General features: G+C 68.1%; 17 protein-coding genes. 12 read left to right on the top strand and 5 right to left on the bottom strand.

The annotated features are described in order from the left end of the window. Positions 1–3: 3 nt before the first annotated feature. Both GH681_RS21150 and GH681_RS21145 read left to right on the top strand, forming a co-directional pair. The gene (locus GH681_RS21150; protein ID WP_153163528.1) at positions 4–1,242 is read left to right on the top strand and encodes an ABC transporter substrate-binding protein; all 1,239 of its coding nucleotides are present in this window, start codon (positions 4–6) and stop codon (positions 1,240–1,242) included. Beyond that, positions 1,239–1,988 (top strand): ABC transporter permease, encoded by a 750-nt coding sequence (locus tag GH681_RS21145; RefSeq protein WP_153163527.1) that lies wholly within the window; start codon positions 1,239–1,241, stop codon positions 1,986–1,988. Before GH681_RS21150 ends, GH681_RS21145 begins: the two co-directional genes overlap by 4 nt. A 66-nt stretch (positions 1,989–2,054) precedes the next feature. Here GH681_RS21145 and GH681_RS21140 read toward each other — a convergent pair whose 3' ends face one another. Continuing rightward, positions 2,055–2,858 (bottom strand): EAL domain-containing protein, encoded by an 804-nt coding sequence (locus GH681_RS21140; RefSeq protein ID WP_153163526.1) that lies wholly within the window; start codon positions 2,856–2,858, stop codon positions 2,055–2,057. Positions 2,859–3,328: 470 nt separating this feature from the next. On the opposite strand from GH681_RS21140, the gene GH681_RS21135 reads away from it, so the two are divergent. The 7 genes from GH681_RS21135 to GH681_RS21105 all read left to right on the top strand — a co-directional run bounded on the left by GH681_RS21135 (position 3,329) and on the right by GH681_RS21105 (position 10,566). Beyond that, entirely contained in the window at positions 3,329–4,162 is an 834-nt protein-coding gene (locus GH681_RS21135) for a DUF6502 family protein (protein WP_153163525.1), read from the top strand. Next, entirely contained in the window at positions 4,159–5,352 is a 1,194-nt protein-coding gene (locus GH681_RS21130) for a DUF5666 domain-containing protein (RefSeq protein ID WP_153163524.1), read from the top strand. Before GH681_RS21135 ends, GH681_RS21130 begins: the two co-directional genes overlap by 4 nt. A 149-nt stretch (positions 5,353–5,501) precedes the next feature. After that, the gene (locus GH681_RS21125) at positions 5,502–6,731 is read left to right on the top strand and encodes a cytochrome c (protein WP_153163523.1); all 1,230 of its coding nucleotides are present in this window, start codon (positions 5,502–5,504) and stop codon (positions 6,729–6,731) included. Between the two features lie 15 nt (positions 6,732–6,746). Beyond that, complete coding sequence (locus GH681_RS21120) at positions 6,747–8,153, top strand: FAD-dependent oxidoreductase (RefSeq protein WP_153163522.1); 1,407 nt, start codon at positions 6,747–6,749, stop codon at positions 8,151–8,153. Between the two features lie 118 nt (positions 8,154–8,271). After that, on the top strand, positions 8,272–8,481 hold the full coding sequence (locus GH681_RS21115; RefSeq protein WP_153163521.1) for a hypothetical protein: 210 nt from the start codon (positions 8,272–8,274) through the stop codon (positions 8,479–8,481). A gap of 303 nt (positions 8,482–8,784) precedes the next feature. Beyond that, the gene (gene ccoG, locus GH681_RS21110; RefSeq protein WP_153163520.1) at positions 8,785–10,224 is read left to right on the top strand and encodes a cytochrome c oxidase accessory protein CcoG; all 1,440 of its coding nucleotides are present in this window, start codon (positions 8,785–8,787) and stop codon (positions 10,222–10,224) included. A gap of 201 nt (positions 10,225–10,425) precedes the next feature. Beyond that, positions 10,426–10,566, top strand: a complete 141-nt coding sequence (locus GH681_RS21105; protein WP_153163519.1) for a DUF3149 domain-containing protein — start codon at positions 10,426–10,428, stop codon at positions 10,564–10,566. Positions 10,567–10,677: 111 nt separating this feature from the next. Here GH681_RS21105 and GH681_RS21100 read toward each other — a convergent pair whose 3' ends face one another. From GH681_RS21100 to GH681_RS21085, 4 genes are all read right to left on the bottom strand, one after another. Beyond that, positions 10,678–12,894, bottom strand: coding sequence for a PAS domain S-box protein (locus tag GH681_RS21100; protein WP_153163518.1), 2,217 nt, complete (start codon positions 12,892–12,894; stop codon positions 10,678–10,680). Beyond that, positions 12,887–14,047 (bottom strand): FIST N-terminal domain-containing protein, encoded by a 1,161-nt coding sequence (locus tag GH681_RS21095; RefSeq protein ID WP_153163517.1) that lies wholly within the window; start codon positions 14,045–14,047, stop codon positions 12,887–12,889. The genes GH681_RS21100 and GH681_RS21095 overlap by 8 nt, the downstream gene beginning before the upstream one ends. Positions 14,048–14,149: 102 nt before the next feature. Then, entirely contained in the window at positions 14,150–15,364 is a 1,215-nt protein-coding gene (locus GH681_RS21090; RefSeq protein WP_153163516.1) for a benzoate/H(+) symporter BenE family transporter, read from the bottom strand. Further along, positions 15,361–16,332, bottom strand: coding sequence for an aldo/keto reductase (locus tag GH681_RS21085; RefSeq protein ID WP_153163515.1), 972 nt, complete (start codon positions 16,330–16,332; stop codon positions 15,361–15,363). Before GH681_RS21085 ends, GH681_RS21090 begins: the two co-directional genes overlap by 4 nt. A gap of 114 nt (positions 16,333–16,446) precedes the next feature. Here GH681_RS21085 and GH681_RS21080 point away from each other — a divergent pair, with 114 nt between their 5' ends. From GH681_RS21080 to sfsA, 3 genes are all read left to right on the top strand, one after another. Beyond that, on the top strand, positions 16,447–17,343 hold the full coding sequence (locus GH681_RS21080; RefSeq protein ID WP_153163514.1) for a LysR family transcriptional regulator: 897 nt from the start codon (positions 16,447–16,449) through the stop codon (positions 17,341–17,343). 118 nt (positions 17,344–17,461) lie between these two features. Beyond that, positions 17,462–18,391: an AEC family transporter gene (locus GH681_RS21075; RefSeq protein WP_153163513.1), complete on the top strand. Its 930-nt coding sequence runs from the start codon at positions 17,462–17,464 to the stop codon at positions 18,389–18,391. 131 nt (positions 18,392–18,522) lie between these two features. Next, positions 18,523–19,227 carry a DNA/RNA nuclease SfsA gene (gene sfsA, locus GH681_RS21070; RefSeq protein WP_153163512.1) on the top strand — a complete coding sequence of 235 codons (705 nt, stop codon included), beginning with the start codon at positions 18,523–18,525 and terminating at the stop codon, positions 19,225–19,227. Positions 19,228–19,442 lie beyond the last annotated feature (215 nt).

The following is a 19,442-nucleotide window of genomic DNA, read 5'->3' as shown; positions in this document are numbered from 1 at the left end:
GCCATGGACTACACCAAGCCCTCCCGCGCCATCCACATCTGCCAGTCGCCCGATTGCGGCTGCGGCATCACCCGGCGGGATTTCCTGCGCCTGTCGGCGCTCACTGCGGCCAGCGTGGCCGCGCCGCTGCTGTCGGCGGGCGACGCGCTGGCCCAGGCGGCTGGCACCGACCAGCCGGTGAAGATCGGCTACCTGCCCATCACCGACGCCACGCCGCTGCTCGTCGCCCACGCCCGCAAGCTCTTCGAGGCGGAAGGCCTGCGCACCGAGAAGCCGCGCCTCTTCCGCACCTGGGCGCAGATCGTGGAGGCCTTCGTGGCCGGGCAGGTGAATGTGATCCACCTGCTGTCGCCGGCCACGCTTTGGGTGCGCTACGGCACCCGCTTCCCGGCCAAGGTGGTGGCGTGGAACCACGTCAATGGCTCGGCACTCACCGTGGCGCCGGGCATCAACAGCGTGGCCGAGTTGGGTGGCAGGACGGTGGCGATCCCCTTCTGGTATTCGATCCACAACGTGCTGCTCCAGCAGGTGCTCGCCGCCAACGGTCTGACGCCGGTGACCCGCGCGCGGGATGCCAGCCTCGCCCGCAACGAGGTGAATCTGGTGGTGCTGCCGCCGGCCGAGATGGTGTCGGCGCTGGCGGGCAAGGCGATCGCCGGCTTCATCGTCGCCGAGCCCTTCAACGCGGCTGCCGAGACGGCCGGCGTGGGCAAGGTGCTGCGCCTGTCGGGCGACGTGTGGAAGAACCACGCCTGCTGCGTGACCTTCCTGGCGGAGCGGGACATCGCCGAGCGCCCGGAATGGGCCCAGCGCGTCACCAACGCCATCGTCAAGGCCCAGCTGTGGACCCGCGGCAACCAGCTGGATGCCGCCAAGCTGCTCTCCAGCGCCGACGACAACAAGTACACGCCCCACAGCCCGCAGGTGCTCGCCAAGGTGCTGGCGACCACCGATTACGCCAGCTACGAGGCCAGCGGCGCCGCCCGCAACAAGGGCTGGTACCAGCGTCGGATCGACTTCCAGCCCTATCCCTTCCAGTCCTACACCGAGGAGCTGGTGCGCCTGCTGCAGAAGACGAAGGTGGAGGGCGACACCGGCTTCCTGCAGAAGCTCGACCCGCGCTTCGCTGCGAAGGATCTGGTGGATGACCGCTTCGTGCGGAAGGCCATCGCCAGCGTGGGCGGGCCGTCGGCCTTCGGCTTGCCGGCCGACCTGCTGCGCAAGGAAGTGCTGGCCGTATGAGGGGCGCGGGCCTGCTGCTTCCCTTCGCCGGCCTGCTGGCCGCGGCCCTGGCCTGGGCCGCCGGGGCCGGTTGGCTGGTGTCGGTCACGCCGGTGGCGACGGCGTTCGCGCCGCTCGCCACCTTCGAGGCGCTCCAGCAGCTGGTGCAGGGCAGCGACCTGTGGGTGCATGTGGCGGTGAGCCTGCAGCGGGTGGCCATCGGCCTGGTGTTCGCGCTGGTGCTGGGGATTCCGCTGGGCGTGCTCACCGGCCTGTCGCCGCTGTTCTCGAAGACGACCACGCCGCTGTTCCAGTTTGCGCGGATGATCTCGCCCCTGTCATGGATGCCCATCGCGGTGATGGTGCTGGGTGTGGGCGACGCGCCGGTGTATTTCCTGCTGGCCTTTGCGGCGGTGTGGCCGATCCTCCTCAACACCGCCTCCGGCGTGGCCCAGCTCGATCCGAACTGGCTGCTGCTGGCCCGCAGCCTGTCGGCTACCCGCCGCGAGACCCTGCTGCGGGTGATCCTGCCGGGCATCACGGCGCACATCCTCACCGGCGTGCGGCTGGCCATCGGGATCATCTGGATCGTGCTGGTGCCGGCCGAGATGCTCGGGGTGTCGGCGGGGCTGGGTTACTTCATCCTCGATTCCCGCGACCGGCTGGCGTATTCCGACCTGATGGCGGCGATCCTCGTCATCGGCTTTCTCGGCTACCTGCTGGACCACGGGGCGCGTTCCCTGCACCGGCGCTGGCTGCATGCTTGAGATCGGCGCGGCGCAAGCAGAAGGGCGACATCCGGAGATGTCGCCCTTTTCGTTTTCGGGGGGCGGTCAGGCCGCGCTGTCGGCAGGCGCGGGGGCCGGATGCCCGAAGGCGTAGCCCTGCAGCAGGATGTGCTCACCGAGGCTGGTGTCGGCAGCGTCTTCCACGTGGGTGACGATCAGGTTCGAATCATCGCGCAGGGCGTTGAGCCACTCGATATGCTCCCGGGCCTCTTCCGGCGTGCCGAGCTTGCGCCGGTCGATCTTCACGTACTGAGGCCAGGCGTTGCTGGCGATGCGCTGCCACTGGGCGGGGGATTCCACGTTCACCGCCACCCGGAAGCCGTTGTTGCGGTAGTTGCGCAGCACGAAAGCGAGGAGATCCGGCTGATCGCTGGCCTCCACCGGGGTTTCGATGACGATGCGCTCCGGCGCCACGCCCAGCGCGCCCACCACGCGCCGGAAGGCGCGGCCGTGGTCGTCGGCCACCGCGGCCAGCAGCCGGCCATGCACGTTGAGGAACAGCGGCCGCTTGCTGCCGGCCACCAGTGCGTTGAGCAGATGCACGGTGCGCGCGAGGCGGTCGAGGGCGATCAGGCGGGCGTCGGCGGCGGCGGTCGAGAACAGCGTCCATGGCGACAGGCCCTGGTCGTCGGGTGCGGCGCTGCGCAGGAAGGCCTCGTGGCCTGCCACCCGGCCGGTGCGCCCGTCCACGATCGGCTGGAAGGCCGACGACAGCGCCAGCCCGAACCAGTCGCCCACCACCCGGCCGTCCGGCGCCCGGTGCAGCTGTTTGCCCGGCCGATGGCTGGCGGGCAGGCGGGCGAGGAAATCCCGGGTGAGGGGATGGAGGTGGTCGGCGATGGTCGTCATGGGCGCTCCTCGGGTCGGTGGCAGAACCGCCCGGAGCGAAATGCCGGGCCGGTCGTGTCAATCTAGGGGGCACGAACGGCGGGGAGAACCAAGAATTTCTGCTGTGCTTATGCCGGCTGCGGAATAGGCCCCCCAGGGCAGGCTTCAGTCGGCGTACTTCACCGAGCAGCCAAAGGGGCGCGTGCTGCCCGGTGCCAGCTCACGTTGTCGTCGGCGCGGGTGATGTCCGCCTTGGGGGCGGATGGGATACTGTCGATGCCGCCAGATCGCCGAGGCGTTCCATCACCGGCGCGCGTTTCCGTGCAGGAACGTGCTTGGCATGAGAATGCGTCGTATTAACGATCTTGAGTATTAGTGGATACTAAATCTTGAAATGTGCATCTTGCACATTTAGAATGGGATTCAGTCATGTTGTTCAAAGTTCAACGATGAGCACGCCACCGCAGACTTTCTCGGCGGGTGAATTGCCGATGGATCCAGCCCTCGCTGATGCACTGCGAGCCTTGCTGGCGCCGATCGCGCAGCTCGCGTTGGCGCGCGGCCTGCCGTGTGGCGCATTGGAAGAGATGTTGAAGGAGGCGTTTGTGGATGAAGCATTGCGTGCCCAGCCAAACCTTTCGCCTGCGCGAGCGGTGAGTCGCATCAGTGTGGCCACGGGGCTGAACCGGCGTGAGGTGACGCGGCTCACCCGGCGCGAAACCGCCGCCCGTCAGGTGCGTCCGTCCCTGGCCAGCGAAGTGTTTGCCCGCTGGATGACGGACCCCTCGTTCTGCGACGAGTCCGGCTCGCCGCGCATTCTTCCGCGCGTGAGCTCGACGCCCGGTGCGCTCAGCTTCGAGGCGCTTGCGCAGGCGGTCACGCGGGATGTCCATCCGCGCAGCTTTCTTGAAGAGATGTGCCGCCTGGGGGTTGCCGAGTTCGATGCAGAGGCAGACACCGTCCGCCTCGTGCGCAACGCTTTCGTACCGAGCGGCGAGCAGGCACCGATGCTGGGCTTCCTTGGCGATAACGTTGGCGACCATCTCTCCGCGTCCGTCGCCAACGTGCTGGCGGAAGGCGAGCCACCGCATTTCGAGCAGGCGGTGTTTGCCGACGAGCTCTCGGCCCAGTCCGAGCAGGCGGTACGCCAGTTCGTGCTTGCCCAATGGAAACAACTCATGCGCGAAGCGGTGCCCTTGCTCGAAGGTTTGATCGAGGCAGATGCCGAGGCGGGTCGCGCCCAGGACAGAAGGGTCCGGATCGGGCTCTACAGCTACGCCGCAGACATGCGGCCGCCCCAGAAACAGGAGGAGTCGGAGAAATGAGAACACTGTTGCATCGACTGGCCGCGGGCTTGCCGCTTGCTGCCGCCCTGTCAGTGCTCCTTTCCGCATGCGGCGGCGGGGGTGGAGGCGACATCGCCGGCGTGGGAACGGGCGGGACCGGTACGATCTCAAGCACCGTCAGCGTCGGCCCGATCTCGGGCTTCGGTTCGATCATCGTCGCGGGCGTGCGCTTCGACGACACGACGGCCACCGTCACCGACGAGGACGGCACCGTGCGCAGCCGGGATGACCTCAAGCTGGGCATGGTCACCGCGATCTCCGGCACGGCCGATTTCACCGCGCTGACGGGTGTTGCGACAGGCATCCGCTTTGGCAGCGACGTGCTCGGGCCCGTCACCAGCATCGACGTGACCAACGCGCGGCTGGTGGTGCTGGGTGCGACGGTTAGCGTCAAGGCCACCACGGTGTTCGCCGATGGCCTGGGTGGGCTCGCGGCCCTGCGCCCGGGTGATCTGGTCGAGGTGTATGGCTTCTACAACGCGGCCAGCGGCAGCTATACCGCGACGCGCATCGAGCGCAAGACCAGCGCGACCCGCTACACCCTGCGCGGGCCGGTCGAGTTGCTCGACAGCGCGAACCAGCGCTTCACCCTGGCCGGCGTGACCATCGACTACGCGAGCGTTCCGCTGGCGGCGCGGCCGAGCCTGGCCAACGGCGTCATCGTGCGGGCTTCGGCCAGCGGCGGGTTGTCGGGTGGCGTCTGGCGGGTTGAATCCCTGGGCAGTGCGCCGCGGGCGTCGCTTGCCGACGGCGAGGCCAAGATCGAGGGTGATATCGGGACGATGCTCTCGGCGACGCGCTTCGTGGTGGATGGCGTGACCGTGGATGCCGCCAGCGCCTCGATCAGCGGCACCCTGGCTGTTGGTCGGCGGGTGGAGGCGGAAGGCCGGGCCAGCGGCGGGGTGCTCGTCGCCAAGGAGGTCGAGGTGAGCGACGAGGACGCGACGAGCGATGAGGCCTTCGAGATCACCGCGCTCATCACCGACTTTGATCCGCCAAGCTTGCGCTTCCGGTTGCGAGGCCAGTTGGTCGATGCCAGTCGCGCCGGCGTGGTCTACGAGGGTGGCTCCGCGGCCAATCTCGCCAATGGTCGAAAGATCGAACTCAAGGGCTACTTCGACGCGCCAAGCGGTGCGGTGATCGCCCGGAAGATCCACTTCGAGGACTAGCGCCTCATCCCCACGCCGCTGCGCCCGGTGCGCGGCGCAGCGGCGCCCCCTGACATTTCCACAGCCCATCCGGGCATGACTGGACCGGACACCCCACGCGGAGTCAGGCGACTGGTCACGTCCATTTCACGAGGAAGAAAGGAGTCACCATGAACCCAGCTCTCCCTGCCCGCCGGCCCACACGGTCGCGAATCCTGAGTTGCAGCCTTGCCCTTGCCCTCGCCGCCTGCGGTGGAGGCGGTGGCGGTGGCAGCAGCACCACGTCCGCCAACCCGGCGTCGACCAGCCTGTCCGGCACGGCGGTCGACGGTTACCTCAAGGGGGCCACCGTCTTCCTGGACGTGAACGGCAACGGCAGCATCGACACCGGCGAGCCCAGCGCCCTGACCGACGATGCCGGCCGCTACGTGCTCGATACCTCCGGCGTCGGCGCGTCGATCAGCGGTCTGCGGGTCATCGCCACGGGCGGCATCGACACGGACACCGGCTACGCCTTCACCGGCAAGCTCGCGGCCCGCGCCGACAGCGCGACGACCGGCCAGCTGATCTCGCCGCTCACCAGCCTCGTCGATGCGCTCGTCGCGCAGGGCATGACGGCCGATGCGGCGCGGGCCAGGGTCGCCGAGGTGCTCGGGCTGAGCGTCGCGGATCTCGCCAGCGATCCGGTCGCCGCCATCGCCAGCCAGCCGGTGATCTACACCCGCCAGGTGGCGCTGCAACGGGCCGTCCAGCTCGTCGCCTCGGCGGATGTGCAGGGGAGCGAATCGGCCCACGACGCCCAGGAGCGCATCTACCGCGCCCTGGCCCAGGTCGTCGCTGCCCAGAACGCCCCCACCACGGTCGGCGAGCTCGTCGCCAAGGTGAGCGCCAGCCAGAGCGCAGCCGGCCGGGAGCTGGCCGACGCCATCGAGAGCGCGGTGGATGTGGCGCTGCGCAGCCCCGGCGGCCACACCAGCGCCAAGGCGACGCTGCAGGCGATGGATCAGGTGCGCAACGAGATGGAGAACGGGCAGGACTACAACCTCGCCCAGGCCGCCAGCCGGCTGGATTCGCTCAAGCAGGTGGCTGCCTACCGCAAGCTCACCGACAAATCCAACAAGGCGGGTCAGTCGGAAGCGGTCAATACCGTCACGCGTACCAGCGGCAGCACGACCGCCCTCACCCAGCCCGCCAACACCAAGGGCCGGCTGCTCGCGTCGAACTGCTTCCAGTGCCACGGCACGGGGGGCGTCGGCGGCTTCGACAAGATCCGCGGCGGAGAGGCCGGCGAGGTGAAGGAGTTCCTCGGCAAGTCCGCCCGCGGCGGGATCATGGCCGCCCACGCCCAGGGCTACACCAGCGCCCAGCTCGATCTGATCATCGCCTACCTCAAGCAGTAAGGACCGGAGACCGACATGCCCAACGATTTCATCCCTTCCCGCCGCCGCCTGGTGATGCTGGCCAGTGCCGCACTGGGTACGAGCCTGCTCGGCGGCATCGGCCGCCTCGCCCTTGCCGACGCCGATGACGACGACAGCGACAACCACTTCGAGGACAGCGCCAACACCAGCTTCACCCTCGCCAACACCGGCCTCAAGGCTCGCGTGGTGGTGGTTGGCGGTGGCATGGCCGGCGCCACCGTCGCCAAGTACCTGCGCCTGTGGGGCGGCAGCGGCGTGCAGGTCACGCTGGTCGAGCCCAACCCGCGCTACACCTCCAACATCATGAGCAACCTGGTGCTGAGCGGCTCCCGCAACATCTCGACCCTGGGCTACACCTACGCCAGCCTGTCGGCCAAGTACGGCGTGACCGTCAAGCAGGCCCGGGTCAGCGCCATCAACGCCGCGACAAAATCGGTGACGCTGTCGGACGGCTCCAGCCTCGCCTACGACCGCCTCGTGCTCGCGCCTGGCGTCGAGTTCATGGACGCCTACGGCCTCACCCAGAACGACTACGCCACCGCCACGCCCCACGCCTGGCAGGCCGGCCCGCAGACCACCCTGCTCGCCACCCAGCTGGCCGGCATGAGCAATGGCACCCTCGTGATGACGATCCCCAAGGCGCCCTACCGCTGCCCGCCGGGGCCGTACGAGCGCGCGTGCCTGATCGCCGACTACCTGAAGACCTACCGCGGCAGCGCATCCCGCGTGATCGTGCTGGACGAGAACACCACGATCCAGGCCGAAAAGGAGACCTTCAACCACGCCTTCACCTCGACCCACGCCGGTGTGATCACCTACGTGCCGGGCGCGACGGACATCCGCATCGACCCCGCCACCCGGCAGGTCCGCTATCTGGATGTGGTCGGCGCGCCGCAGACGATCAACGCGCAGGTCGTCGCGCCGATCCCGCCCCATCGCGCCACGGGCTCCGCGCCCGGCGGCTGGCTCGCGGTTGCCGGCCTCAACAACAGCGCCGACGGACGCTGGTGCGTGGTGGACGTGCTGAGCTACGAGTCGACGGCGGTCGCCGGCATCCACGTCATCGGTGACGCAGCCAGCTGTGGCATGCCCAAGGCGGGGCACGTCGCCAACCAGGAAGCCAAGATCTGCGCCGACGCCATCGTCCGCCTGCTCGGCGGCCAGCAGCCGGACCCGGCACCGGTGGCCAACTCCGCCTGCTACTCGCCGATCACTGGCAACACCGCGTCGTGGCTGACGGCGGTCTACCAGTACGACAGCGCTAGCCGCAAGATGGTGGTGGCCGCCAACGGTGGCAACACGGTCGGTGCCTCGGCAATCGAATCGGCAACCATCAGCAACGACAACTTCCGCCAGATGACCACCTGGTTCAACACCCTGATGGGCGACAGCTTCGGCTGATCCGGCGCCCTCGCTGGCCGCAAATCAATGGGCTGGATCGAAAGGTCCGGCCCATTCTTGTTTGTGTCGACGCAGCACCCCGCCCGTGGGCGGCTTCTCCCCCGGCGTCCGGGTTTGAGTGCTGCGCGAAGCCAGTGCGACGGCCCTGCTCGAAAAGGCGGTTGACGCGACGAATGCGGTGCTTCGTAATGCCTACTTCGACAAAACCATCGGGCGGCTGGCGGTCGTCGTGTCCGGCCTGGCAGACTTGTGCGTCGCCGGCACCGACACAGGTCACCGGTCCGCTACTGCCAAGCTGTGCCACATCTCTGCCAACAGGCTGCCATAATCCCCTGCCTGGCGGAGCCTGGTCGTGACTGCCACGAGCAAGTGACTGATCCAGAAAGAAATCCGGCTCTGCCGTTGCCTGGCACGAATGTTGATTCAGGGTTGTTGATCATCCGCCACGAACGGGATCGCCGCTTGTGCATCAAACCCTGATGCCAGCCCGTCCGGACCGTGGCGAACCCGATGTTGTGCCGTTGCGTATGGCGACTGGAGTCGTGAAGTTGAACAAAGCCCGGTGCGTGATTCCCGGGGCGGGTTCAGGGCGTTTTCGAGTCAGACATTCAAACACTTTTGCATTGCCATCATGAATCAGCCAGAAAACCTAGCTCAAAAGAAGTCCGACGCGTCGGCCAAGGCCGCTAGCGAGGCGGAGGACACCCTGTATGCGGTAAGGCAGAAGGTCTATCCCCGGGCGGTGACCGGCCGCTTTGCAACCTGGCGGTGGATTCTCGTGTGGGCCACCCAGCTGATCTTCTATGGCCTGTGCTGGCTGCCGTGGAACGGCCGGCAGGCCGTGCTGCTCGACGTGGTCGAGCGCAAGTTCTACATCTTCGGTTGGGTGTTCTGGCCCCAGGACGTGTTCTTCTTGGCGATCCTGCTCATCATCAGCGCGTATTCGTTGTTCTTCTTCACCGCGGTGGCGGGGCGGCTGTGGTGCGGCTACGCCTGTCCGCAAACGGTGTACACCGAGATCTTCATGTGGATCGAGGAGAAGATCGAAGGCAACCGCAGCCAGCGCATGAAGCTCGACCAGGCGCCCATGAGCGCCCGCAAGCTGGGCATCAAGGCCGCCAAGTTTGGCGCCTGGGGCGCGCTGTCCCTCTGGACGGGCTTCACCCTGGTGGGCTATTTCACCCCGATCAAGGAACTCGTCAATGAGGCGATGACCTTCAGCTTCGGCCCGTGGGAGCTCTTCTGGATCTTCTTCTACGGTGGCTTCACCTACCTGTTCGCCGGCGTGATGCGCGAGCAGGTGTGCAAGTACATGTGCCCGTATGCCCGCTTCCAGGGCGTGATGTTCGACCCTGACACCCTGGTCATCACCTACGACCCGGAACGCGGCGAACCCCGCGGTGCGCGCAAGAAGGGCGCCGACCCCAAGACCCTGAACAAGGGCGACTGCGTCGATTGCGGGATCTGCGTGCAGGTTTGTCCGACCGGCATCGACATCCGCAACGGCATGCAGTACGAGTGCATCGGCTGCGCCGCCTGTATCGATGCCTGCGACCAGGTGATGGAAAAGATGGATTACCCGAAGGGGCTGATCCGCTACACCACCGAAAACGCCATGAAGCGCCACTGGGGCAGCAAGGAGATCCTCGGCCACGTGATGCGCCCGCGGATCATGATCTACGCCGGGGTGCTGGTGGCGATCTGCGTTGCCTTCGCCTACGGCCTCGCCACGCGCTCTACGCTGCGGGTGGATGTGATCAAGGACCGCTCGACCCTCAGCCGCGAGGTGGACGACGGCATGATCGCCAACGTCTACAACCTGCACGTGATGAACATGACCGAGAAATCCCGCAGCTTCGCCCTGTCGGTGAGCGGCCTGGACGGCGTCCGGATCAGCCCCGACAAGCCCTTCGAGGTGGATGCGGCCGGGCTCAAGTCGGTCACCGTCGAGGTGGCGGTGCCGCCCGAGTCGGGCAAGCCGGGTTCCAACACGGTTTATATTGAAGTGAAGGCGGTGGACGATCCGACGGTGTCGGTCCGCGAGAAGACGGCCTTCCTGCTTCCCCGCTAAGTAGTTGATTCAAAACGGGGGGCTGCCCGGCCCCCCGAACAATAAGCCCCGGTCCCGGGCATCCTCTACGCGCATCGGGCTGCGCACCACGAAGAGGCGCCTGGCAGTCAGCGACCACAGGGGCAGTGCACTCCCCCACAGAGACGGTGATTCGGACAGCTTTTGCGAATCCACACTTCAACGATTGAAAGGGAGAGCACCATGGCCTGGAAAGAATTGTTCAGCACCGATATCGGCCTGCTGAGTTTGTTCACGATCGGCTTCATCCTCGTGATGGGCGGCTATCTGTATAACTACGCCAAGCGTCACATGGCCGAGGACGAGCGGCGTTCTCACGGCTAGGATGGCGCCATCCGACAGCAGGGGCGCGGCTTTCCCAGGGCCGCGCGCATCACCCTGGCATCGCGCTGCCTCAGTGGGCCACCTTTCCGGTGGCCCTTTTCATTTGGGCGGTCAGCGCCGGCGCAGGCAGCGCAGGATGTGCGGGCCGAAGGTGTCGGGAGTGACCGGCTTGGCCACCGGGCCGGAGAGGCCGGCATCGTGGCAGCGGAGTTGCTCGTTGGCGGTCGGGCCGCTGCTCATGGCGAGGATCGGCACGTCGGCCATGCCCGGCAGGCGGCGAAGGGCCTGGGCGATGCCCACGCCGTCCTCGGTGCGGAGATCCAGCGCCAGCAGCACCAGCCCGCAGGGCCGGGCGCGGGCCAGCGCCAGGGCTTCGTCGGCGCTGCCGGCCAGGTCGTGGCTCATGCCTGCATCCTCGAGGGCGAAGCACGCGAAATCCCGGTTGACCGGGTCCTGATCGACCACCAGCACGTGCAGGCCACCGAAGTGCTGCTGAAGCACAGCCAGCGGGTCACCGTCGTCGTCGGGGATGGCCGCCACGGGCGAGGGCGCCGGGGCTGCCGGCTCGTCGGCGCGGTCGGTGCGTTTGAGCCTGGCGGTCAGCCAGAAGGTGCTGCCGCTGCCGGGCTCGCTGTGCATGCCGGCGTCGCCGCCCATCAGCCGGGCGAGGCGTTTGACCATGATGAGCCCGAGCCCGGTGCCGCCGAACTTGCGGGTGATCGAGCCGTCGGCCTGCACGAAAGGCTGGAACAGCCGGGCCTGCTGCTCGGGCTCCACGCCGATGCCCTGGTCGCTCACCTCGATGCGCAGCAGCAGGCTGAAGCCGTCTTCCTCGGCGAGCCCGGCCTGCACGCTGACGGTGCCGCGTTCGGAGAACTTGATCGCGTTATCCACCAGGTTGCGCAGGATCTGGCCGAGGCGCCGGGCGTCGCCCAGCAGCGCGTCGGGCAGGCCCGGCGGCAGCTGGTGTTCCAGCGCCAGCCCCTTGCGGCGGGCTTCGGCCTCGAAGCCGCCGAGGGTTTCGCCGAGCACGCCGCGCAGGGAGAACGGCGCTTCTTCGAGGGTGAGGGTGTCGGCTTCGATGCGGGCAATGTCCAGCACGTCGTCGATGATCCCCAGCAGCTGCCGGGCCGACTGGAGGTTCTTGCCGAGCTGGCTGGCGAGGGTCGGGTCGGTGGTGCGGCGCAGGGCGACGTTGGTCATGCCCATGATGCCGTTGAGGGGCGTGCGTAGTTCGTGGCTCATGTTGGCCAGGAACATGCTCTTGGCGCGGCTGGCGGCCTCGGCGGCGTCGCGGGCGGCGGCCAGCTCGGTGGTGCGGTTGAACACCAGCGCCTCCAGGTGATGGCGGTGGCCTTCGAGCTCGTCGAGCATGGCCTTGCGCTCGGTCACGTCGAAGAAGGCCCAGATGGATTCGTCGCTGCCCGGGTAGAGCAACTCGCCGTCCAGCCGGTACCAGCCGACGCTGCCGTCCTTGCGCATCAGCTGCACCTCGGTGCGGAAGGTCTGGCCGGCCCGCATGGTGCCGTAGGCTTCCTGGGCGAGGTTTTCGTAGGCTTTCTGGTCCGGGTAGATGAGGCGGGTCGAGCGGCCGAGGAGTTCGGCCTCGGTGTAGCCGAGCATCCGCCGGAAGGCTTCGTTGGCCCACACGAAGCGGCGCGCCTTGAGCTTCACGAAGCCGACGATGTTGCTGTTCAGGATGGCCTGCTGCTCGCGCATCAGCTGCTTGATCCGCCGGCTGTCGCGCACCCGGTCGCTCACGTCCTGGACGAGGCCGATCAGCGAGCGGTGCGAGCCGGTGGTCATCACGCTGCCGAGCACCTCGATGTAGATCACGCTGCCGTCCTTGCGCAGGCCGCGGGCAAGCTGGCCAACGCCGGCGCTGTCGCTGTTCAGCTGGCGCGCCATGGCTTCGGCCACCTGGGCCCGGTCCTCGGCGATGACGAGCGCTGCGGGCGAGCGACCGACCAGCTCGCCGGCGGCGTAGCCGAACACCGCATCGAAGCGCTCGTTGGTGTAGGTGATGCGGCCGTCCTCGACGGTGACGATGCCGATCATCGACTGGTTGGCGAGGCTGCGGAAGCGCTCTTCGGACGTGCGTAGGGCGTGGGTCATGCGCTCGTTGTCGCGCAGGGCGGCCTGCAGTTCGGCGGTGCGCAGATTGACCTGGTCCTCCAGCATGATCGCGGTCTGGAACAGGCTGAAATCGGAATGCTGGAGGCCGCTGCTGCGTTCGGCGTTCTCCATCAGCGCGTCGATGATCTTCTGGAGGCGGACGTTCTCGGCCTTCAGGGCGGCGATTTCAGCGGTCTGGTCGCGGTCAGCCACGTTTCACCTCCGGGCCCGCGGCGCCGATGGCGATCGCCGCCAGGGTCTGGTTGAGATGCACGCCGCGGAACTGCTCGCCGTAGGTGTTGAAGCCGATGATGTTGCTGTCCTGCAGCGCCGCGGTGATCGCGTCCCGGTCGGCGCTTTGCAGGATCTCCACCCGGCGCAGCACGCAGTCGCAGCCGAGCACGAGCTGCGGCGGGCCGATCTCGCCACGCACCCGCGCCAGGGCGCCCTGCAGGTTGGCGTGGAGGTCGAGGCTGCGCCCGACCCGCAGGATCAGGCCGTTCTCGATGGCGCAGAAGAAGGTCAGGCTGCCGTCGGGGTTGGCTTTCCGGATGGAGCGGATGTAGCTGGCGCCGCCGATGATGACCATCACCGGCGAGCCGGCGAAATGTTCGGAGGTGAGCGCGGCCTGCGCAACGCCGAGGATGCGGGCAAATTCCTGGGCCGCCGGGAGCCCGTTGATCTCGCGCACGACGCGCCGGGCGGGGTCAGCCGAGGTCACCACCAGGCGCTCGTCGGTGGGTTCGAAGTGATGGGTGTCGAACAGCCGGAAGGGCAGCGACGTGGCCACCAGGGTGAGCACCGCGGCATCGTTGTGGAACTGTCCATCGGCATAGACCAGCGTCCGGCCGAGATCCGAGCCGTCGGCCGCCGAGCCGCCCACCAGCGGTGTCACGCCCAGGGCGCTCTGGATGGCGCGGGTGACCGCCTCTTCGCGGACCGACAGCCCGTCGATCAGCAGCAGCGCGAAGCGGTTTGCCGCCGACTTGCTGCCGGTGGCCGCGTCGAGCTGGCCCTGCAGATGGCGGGCGAGCGCCTGGCCGGCGGCGGCGTCGAAATCCTGCAGCCGGGTGATGCAGCCCGATGCGGCGGTGAAATCGCGGGCCCCGAAGCTCACCCCGGCGAGGCTGTGCTCGAGATAGCCGCCGGGGCCGATCTCGCCCGCCGACGTGCAGCCGACCACCTGCACGCCGGCAAAGCAGCGGCGCATCTCGTCGGCGATCGCGTCCAGGTCGTAGCTGCTGGCGCAGAAGAACACCACCAGCGCCATGTCGTCCTGGACCACGCCCGCGTGAAACGCGCGCACCGCCTCGCGGGCATCTTCCACCCGGGTCTGGGCCCGGCGGATGCGGCTTGCTTCGTCCATCCTGATTCCTTGAAGGGTGACTTCCCTCCCCTGGGAAGCCGGTCCCTCCATCTACGGCGCTGGCCACTCAAAAGTGAATGCCGGCGACGCATATTGGATGAACTATTTTGTGGCGGCCGCCGGCTTCACCCGATGCAGCACGAAATACGCCGCGATGCCGATCACCACGCCCCAGAAGGCCGAGCCGAGCCCCAGGAAACTCATGCCCGAGGCGGTGGCGAGAAAGGTGATGACCGAGGCTTCCCGGTGGTCTTCCTGGGTGATGGTGCCCATCAGGTTCGCGGTGATCGCGCCGATCAGCGCGAGGCCCGCCAGCACCGCCACGAACTCCTTCGGCAGCAGGGTGAATAGCGACACGATGGTGGCGCCGCAGAAGCCGCCGATCAGGTAGAACGCCCCGTTGGCGATGCCCGCCACGTAGCGCTTCGAGGGGTCTTCGTGGGCGTCCTTGCCGGTGCACAGGGCGGCGGTGATCGCCGCGATCACGATGGTGATGCCGCCGAAGAAGGCCACGATCACCGAGGCGATGCTGGTGGCGGCGAGGATCGGCCGGGCCGGCGTCGGGTAGCCCGAGCCATGCAAAATCGCCATTCCCGGCAGGAACTGGCCGGTGAGGCTCACCAGGATCAGCGGCAGCGCAAAGCTGAGGGTGGCGCTCCAGGTGAATGTTGGCGCGATGAACTGGGGCGTGGCGAGCGACAGCTTCACGCCCGACAGATCGGCGCCGCCGATGCCCACCGCCAGCCCGATGCCCACCAGCAGCACCAGCACCATGCAGTAGCGCGGCACGAAGCGCTTGAGCAGCAGGTAGGCCGCCACCATCCCGAAGGTGAGCAGCGGCATCGATCCCGCCGCCTTGAAGGCGTTGGCGCCGAACTGGAACAGGATGCCGGCCATCATCCCCGCCGCCACGCCCTTGGGCACGTGGCGCAGCAGGCGGTCGAAGGTGCCGGTGATGCCGATCACGAACAGCACCGCCGCGGTGACGAGGTAAGCCCCCACCGCCTCGTTCAGCGACAGTCCCGGAAACAGCGTGACCAGCAGCGCAGTGCCCGGCGCCGACCACGCCGTGACCACCGGCACCTTCAGCACCCACGACAGGAAGATCCCGGAGATCGCCGCGCCGATGGAGATGCCCCACACCCACGACGAGATCATCTCCGGCGCCACGCCGGCCGACTGGGCCGCCTGGAAGAAGATGATCAGCGGGCCCGAATACGAGATCAGCACCGCCAGAAAGCCGGCGGCCACCGCCGGGATCGACAGGTCGCGGATCAGCCCGGCCGGCGCGGAAGGCGAAGAGACGGCGCTGTTCATTCGTGGCCTGCGACGGGGCGGGGGCGGTAGGGCGCCTCGAGCAGCGCAACTTCATCCGCGCTGAGTTCAAGCTGGATGCCGGCGACGGCGTCCGGCAGGTGATGGGCCTTGGAGGCGCCGATCAGCGGGGCAGTGATGCCCGGCCGGCTGGCGGCCCAGGCAATCGCCACCTGCGCGGCCGGCACGCCGCGGGCCTCGGCCACCTGCTGCACGGCGGTCACGATAGCGTCTTCCATCGCCTGCTGGTTGTACCAGCCGTGGGCCAGGTTGTCGGTCTCGTCGCGCCTGGTGCCGCTGCCGCGGGCGCCAGCCAGCAGCCCGCGGGCCAGGGGCGACCACGGGGTGACGGCGATGCCCTGGTCGCGGCACAGGGGCAGCATCTCGCGCTCTTCCTCGCGGTAGGCCAGGTTGTAGTGGTTCTGCATCGACACGAAGCGGGCGAGGCCGTGGGCCCGCTGGTGGGCCAGCAGCTGCATGAACTGCCACGCAAACATCGACGAGGCGCCGATGTAGCGGGCGCGGCCCGAGCGCACGACCACGTCCAGCGCCTCCAGCGTCTCGGCGATGGGCGTGTGGGGGTCGAAGCGGTGGATGATGTAGAGATCCAGGTAATCCGTGCCCAGGCGCCGCAGCGACGCGTCGATGCTCGCCAGGATGTGTTTGCGCGACAGGCCGCGGTCGTTGGGCTTGTCGCTCATCGGGTAGAACACCTTGGTGGCCAGCACCACGTCGTCGCGGCGGGCGTATTCGCGGATCGCCCGGCCGAGGATCGCCTCGCTCTCGCCCCGCGAATACATGTCGGCGGTGTCGAAGAAGTTGATGCCCAGGTCGAGCGCCTGACGGATGAAGGGCCGGCTGGCCGCCTCGTCGAGCACCCACGGGCGCCAGTCGGGCGTGCCGTAGGTCATGCAGCCCAGGCACAGGCGGGAGACCTTCAGGCCGGTCGAGCCGAAACGCACGTATTCCATGGTGTATGGCCTTGTCTCGCAGAATGTCGGCTGGATTATGGGCGGCCAGCCGGCATTGATAAATGCGCCGTAAACAGCAACACTGTTTTTGTTTCGCAAACAATCGGAGCCCCGATGGACCGCTTCCAGGCCATGCAGCTGTTCACCCGCATCGTCGAGCTGGGCAGCTTCAGCCGCGCCGCCGAAAAGCTCGACCTGCCCCGCGCCTCGGCCACCCAGATCATCAAGCAGCTCGAAGCCCACCTGGGCGTGCGCCTGCTCCAGCGCACCACCCGCCAGGTGCGCACCACGCTGGATGGCGACGCCTACTACGCCCGCTGCCTCGCCATCCTGGCCGACGTGGAGGACGTGGAAGCCGCCTTCTCCCAGGCCGCCCTGCATCCCCAGGGGCGGCTCCGGGTGGATGCCTCCACCTCTTTCGGGCGGTTGGTGCTGATCCCCGCGCTGCCCGATTTTTGCGCCCGCTACCCCGAGGTGTCGGTGGAGCTCTCCCTCACCGACCGCCAGATCGACCTGATCGGCGAAGGCGTCGATTGCGTACTGCGCATCGGCGAGCTGCGCGACTCGTCGCTGGTAGCCCGGCGCCTCACCGCGCTGCCCCAGGTGTGCTGTGCCAGCGCCGCCTACATCGCCCGCCACGGCCAGCCGGCCCGCCCGGCCGATCTCGAGCGCTTCGAGGCGGTGGATTACCTGTCGGCTTCCACCGGCAAGTCGGTACCCTTCGAGTTCCTGATCGACGGCCGGCTTGAGAGCCGCAGCCTGCGCTCGCGGCTGGCGGTCAATAACGGCGACGCCTACGTGGCCGCCTGCGAGGCCGGCTTCGGGCTGATCCAGGTGCCGCGCTACCACGTGGTGCGGCAGCTCGCCGCCGGCGCGATGGTCGAGGTGCTGCAGGCCTACCAGCCGCCGCCGCTGCCCCTGTCGGCGGTGTATCCGCAAAACCGCCACCTCTCGCCGCGGCTGCGGGTGTTCGTCGACTGGCTGGCCGAGATGTGCGCCGCGCTGCCCTGAACCCCCGCTCAGCCCGCTACTGTTGGGCGCCGCTGAACAGTGATGTTCGGCAGCCCGATTTATCCCTCGGGGGCGAACACCTACAATCCTGCCCTGCGCCCCCTCCGTCGAGACCACCTTGCTGACCATCCTGGGCATCACCGGCCCGATCTTCCTCATCATCGGCGTGGGCTTCGCGGCCGTGCGCTTCGGCCTGCTCACCCGGGCCGAGATGCGCCCGCTGGGCGTCTTCGTCATCAACGTGGCCCTGCCGGCGCTGCTCTTCAAGGCCATGTCGGCCCGCGCCCTGGGCGATCTGGTCGATGGCCACCTGCTCCTCATCTACACCCTCGGCTCGCTGCTGGCGGCGGGCATTGCGCTGGCGGCGGCCTGCCTCGTGCGCGGGCGCAGCCTGCAGACCGGCGCGGTGCAGGCGCTGGGGGCTTCCATGTCCAACAGCGCCTTCATCGGCTACCCCATCGCCCAGCAGGTGATGGGCCCGCTGGCCGGCAGCGCGCTGGCGGTGTATGCGCTGGTCGAAGGGCTGGTGATGATGCCGCTGCTCCTCACCCTGGCCGAGGTGGCCGGCAGCGGCAAGCAGCGCTGGACGGCGGTGCTCCGCGAGATCCTGCGCCGCCTCACCCGCAACCCCTTCATCCTGGCGATGGGCGCCGGCGTGCTGTGGACGCTGGTCGGCGTGCCCCTGCCGGTGCCGGTGGCCAAGGCGGTGGACATGCTCTCCACGGCCTCGGCCCCGGTGGCGCTGTTCTGCATCGGCGGCACCCTGGCCGGGCTCAACGTGCGCGGCATGCTCGGCGACATCTCGCTGATCGTCACCGGCAAGCTGCTGATCCACCCCCTGTGCCTGTTCGCGCTGCTCAGCCTCTCACCCGGCGACAAACCCCAGCTCGCCACCGCCGCCATCCTCAACGCCGGCATGCCGATGCTGTCGATCTACCCGCTCCTCAGCCAGAAGTTCGGCCAGGAAGGCGTCAGCGCCGCCGCGCTGGTGGCCGCCACCACGGTGTCGTTCTTCACGGTGAGCGGGCTGCTGTGGATGCTGGGGTAGGGAGTGGGAAGTGGGAAGTGGGAAGTGGGAAGTGGGGCCGGGCTGATACCCTGTGCGCTGCCGGTCGCCAGCGCAAGAGCGTCGATACCGGCCCCACTCCCTACTCCCCATTACCCACTTCCCACACCCCCATGCTTTTCCGCACTCCTCTGCTCGAAGGCCGCCTCGTCCGGCGTTACCAGCGTTTTCTCGCCGATGTGGAGACGGCCGACGGTCTCGTCACTGCCCACTGCTCCAACACCGGCTCCATGCAGGGCTGCAAGGACGCCGGGATGCGGGTGTGGCTGTCGCCGGCCGACAACCCGGCGCGCAAGCTCGCCTGGACGTGGGAGCTGGTTGAGACGGCCCCGGGCGTGATCGTCGGCGTGCACACCGGCCGCAGCAACGGCCTGGTGCGCGAGGCCATCGAGGCCGGCACGGTGCCCGAGCTGGCCGGCTACCCCACCATCCGCCCCGAGCAGAAGTACGGCGAAGGCAGCCGCATCGACCTGCTCCTGCAGGCCCCCGGCCGGCCCGACTGCTATGTGGAGGTCAAGAACGTCACCGCCGCCGTCGAGGGCGGCGTGGGTTACTTCCCGGATGCCGTCACCACCCGCGGCGCCAAACACCTGCGCGAGATGTCCGCAATGGTCGCCGCCGGCCACCGGGCGGTGCTGGTGTTCTGCGTGCAGCGGAGCGACGTCACCGAAGTCCGCCCCGCCGACCACATCGACCCCGCCTACGGCCAGGCCCTGCGCGACGCGCTGGCCGCCGGCGTCGAGGTCATCGCCCTGGGCGCAACCGTCACGCCCGAAGGCATCACGCTGGAGCGTCGGCTGGCGGTGGTGGTGCCGTAGGGCACGCACCCGTCGTTCGGATTGCCGTGATGTCGGACTGAAGTCCGACCTACAGGATGGGATTGGTGGTTGGCGGGGGGTACGAACCTGTAGGTCAATGAGATGGACTCCTCCCTCCTGAAACGGCTTCGATGAGCCAGACTGGGAAGTGTCACCCCCGGTCAATCAGAAAGAAGGAGTCCGCCATGAAGATTACGCGTATCGGCCTTGATCTG

It is taken from the genome of Zoogloea sp. 1C4 (assembly GCF_009469605.1).
Lineage (GTDB): Bacteria > Pseudomonadota > Gammaproteobacteria > Burkholderiales > Rhodocyclaceae > Zoogloea > Zoogloea oryzae.
The sequence above is the reverse complement of the archived record's forward strand: the minus strand, read 5'-3'. Positions and strand labels throughout refer to the sequence as shown.

Coding starts and splice junctions, on each gene's coding strand:
- GH681_RS21150 (WP_153163528.1), top strand. CDS start 4: ATGGACTACACCAAGCCCTCCCGCGCCATCCACATCTGCCAGTCGCCC.
- GH681_RS21145 (WP_153163527.1), top strand. CDS start 1,239: ATGAGGGGCGCGGGCCTGCTGCTTCCCTTCGCCGGCCTGCTGGCCGCG.
- GH681_RS21140 (WP_153163526.1), bottom strand. CDS start 2,858: ATGACGACCATCGCCGACCACCTCCATCCCCTCACCCGGGATTTCCTC.
- GH681_RS21135 (WP_153163525.1), top strand. CDS start 3,329: ATGGATCCAGCCCTCGCTGATGCACTGCGAGCCTTGCTGGCGCCGATC.
- GH681_RS21130 (WP_153163524.1), top strand. CDS start 4,159: ATGAGAACACTGTTGCATCGACTGGCCGCGGGCTTGCCGCTTGCTGCC.
- GH681_RS21125 (WP_153163523.1), top strand. CDS start 5,502: ATGAACCCAGCTCTCCCTGCCCGCCGGCCCACACGGTCGCGAATCCTG.
- GH681_RS21120 (WP_153163522.1), top strand. CDS start 6,747: ATGCCCAACGATTTCATCCCTTCCCGCCGCCGCCTGGTGATGCTGGCC.
- ccoG (WP_153163520.1), top strand. CDS start 8,785: ATGAATCAGCCAGAAAACCTAGCTCAAAAGAAGTCCGACGCGTCGGCC.
- GH681_RS21105 (WP_153163519.1), top strand. CDS start 10,426: ATGGCCTGGAAAGAATTGTTCAGCACCGATATCGGCCTGCTGAGTTTG.
- GH681_RS21095 (WP_153163517.1), bottom strand. CDS start 14,047: ATGGACGAAGCAAGCCGCATCCGCCGGGCCCAGACCCGGGTGGAAGAT.
- GH681_RS21090 (WP_153163516.1), bottom strand. CDS start 15,364: ATGAACAGCGCCGTCTCTTCGCCTTCCGCGCCGGCCGGGCTGATCCGC.
- GH681_RS21085 (WP_153163515.1), bottom strand. CDS start 16,332: ATGGAATACGTGCGTTTCGGCTCGACCGGCCTGAAGGTCTCCCGCCTG.
- GH681_RS21080 (WP_153163514.1), top strand. CDS start 16,447: ATGGACCGCTTCCAGGCCATGCAGCTGTTCACCCGCATCGTCGAGCTG.
- sfsA (WP_153163512.1), top strand. CDS start 18,523: ATGCTTTTCCGCACTCCTCTGCTCGAAGGCCGCCTCGTCCGGCGTTAC.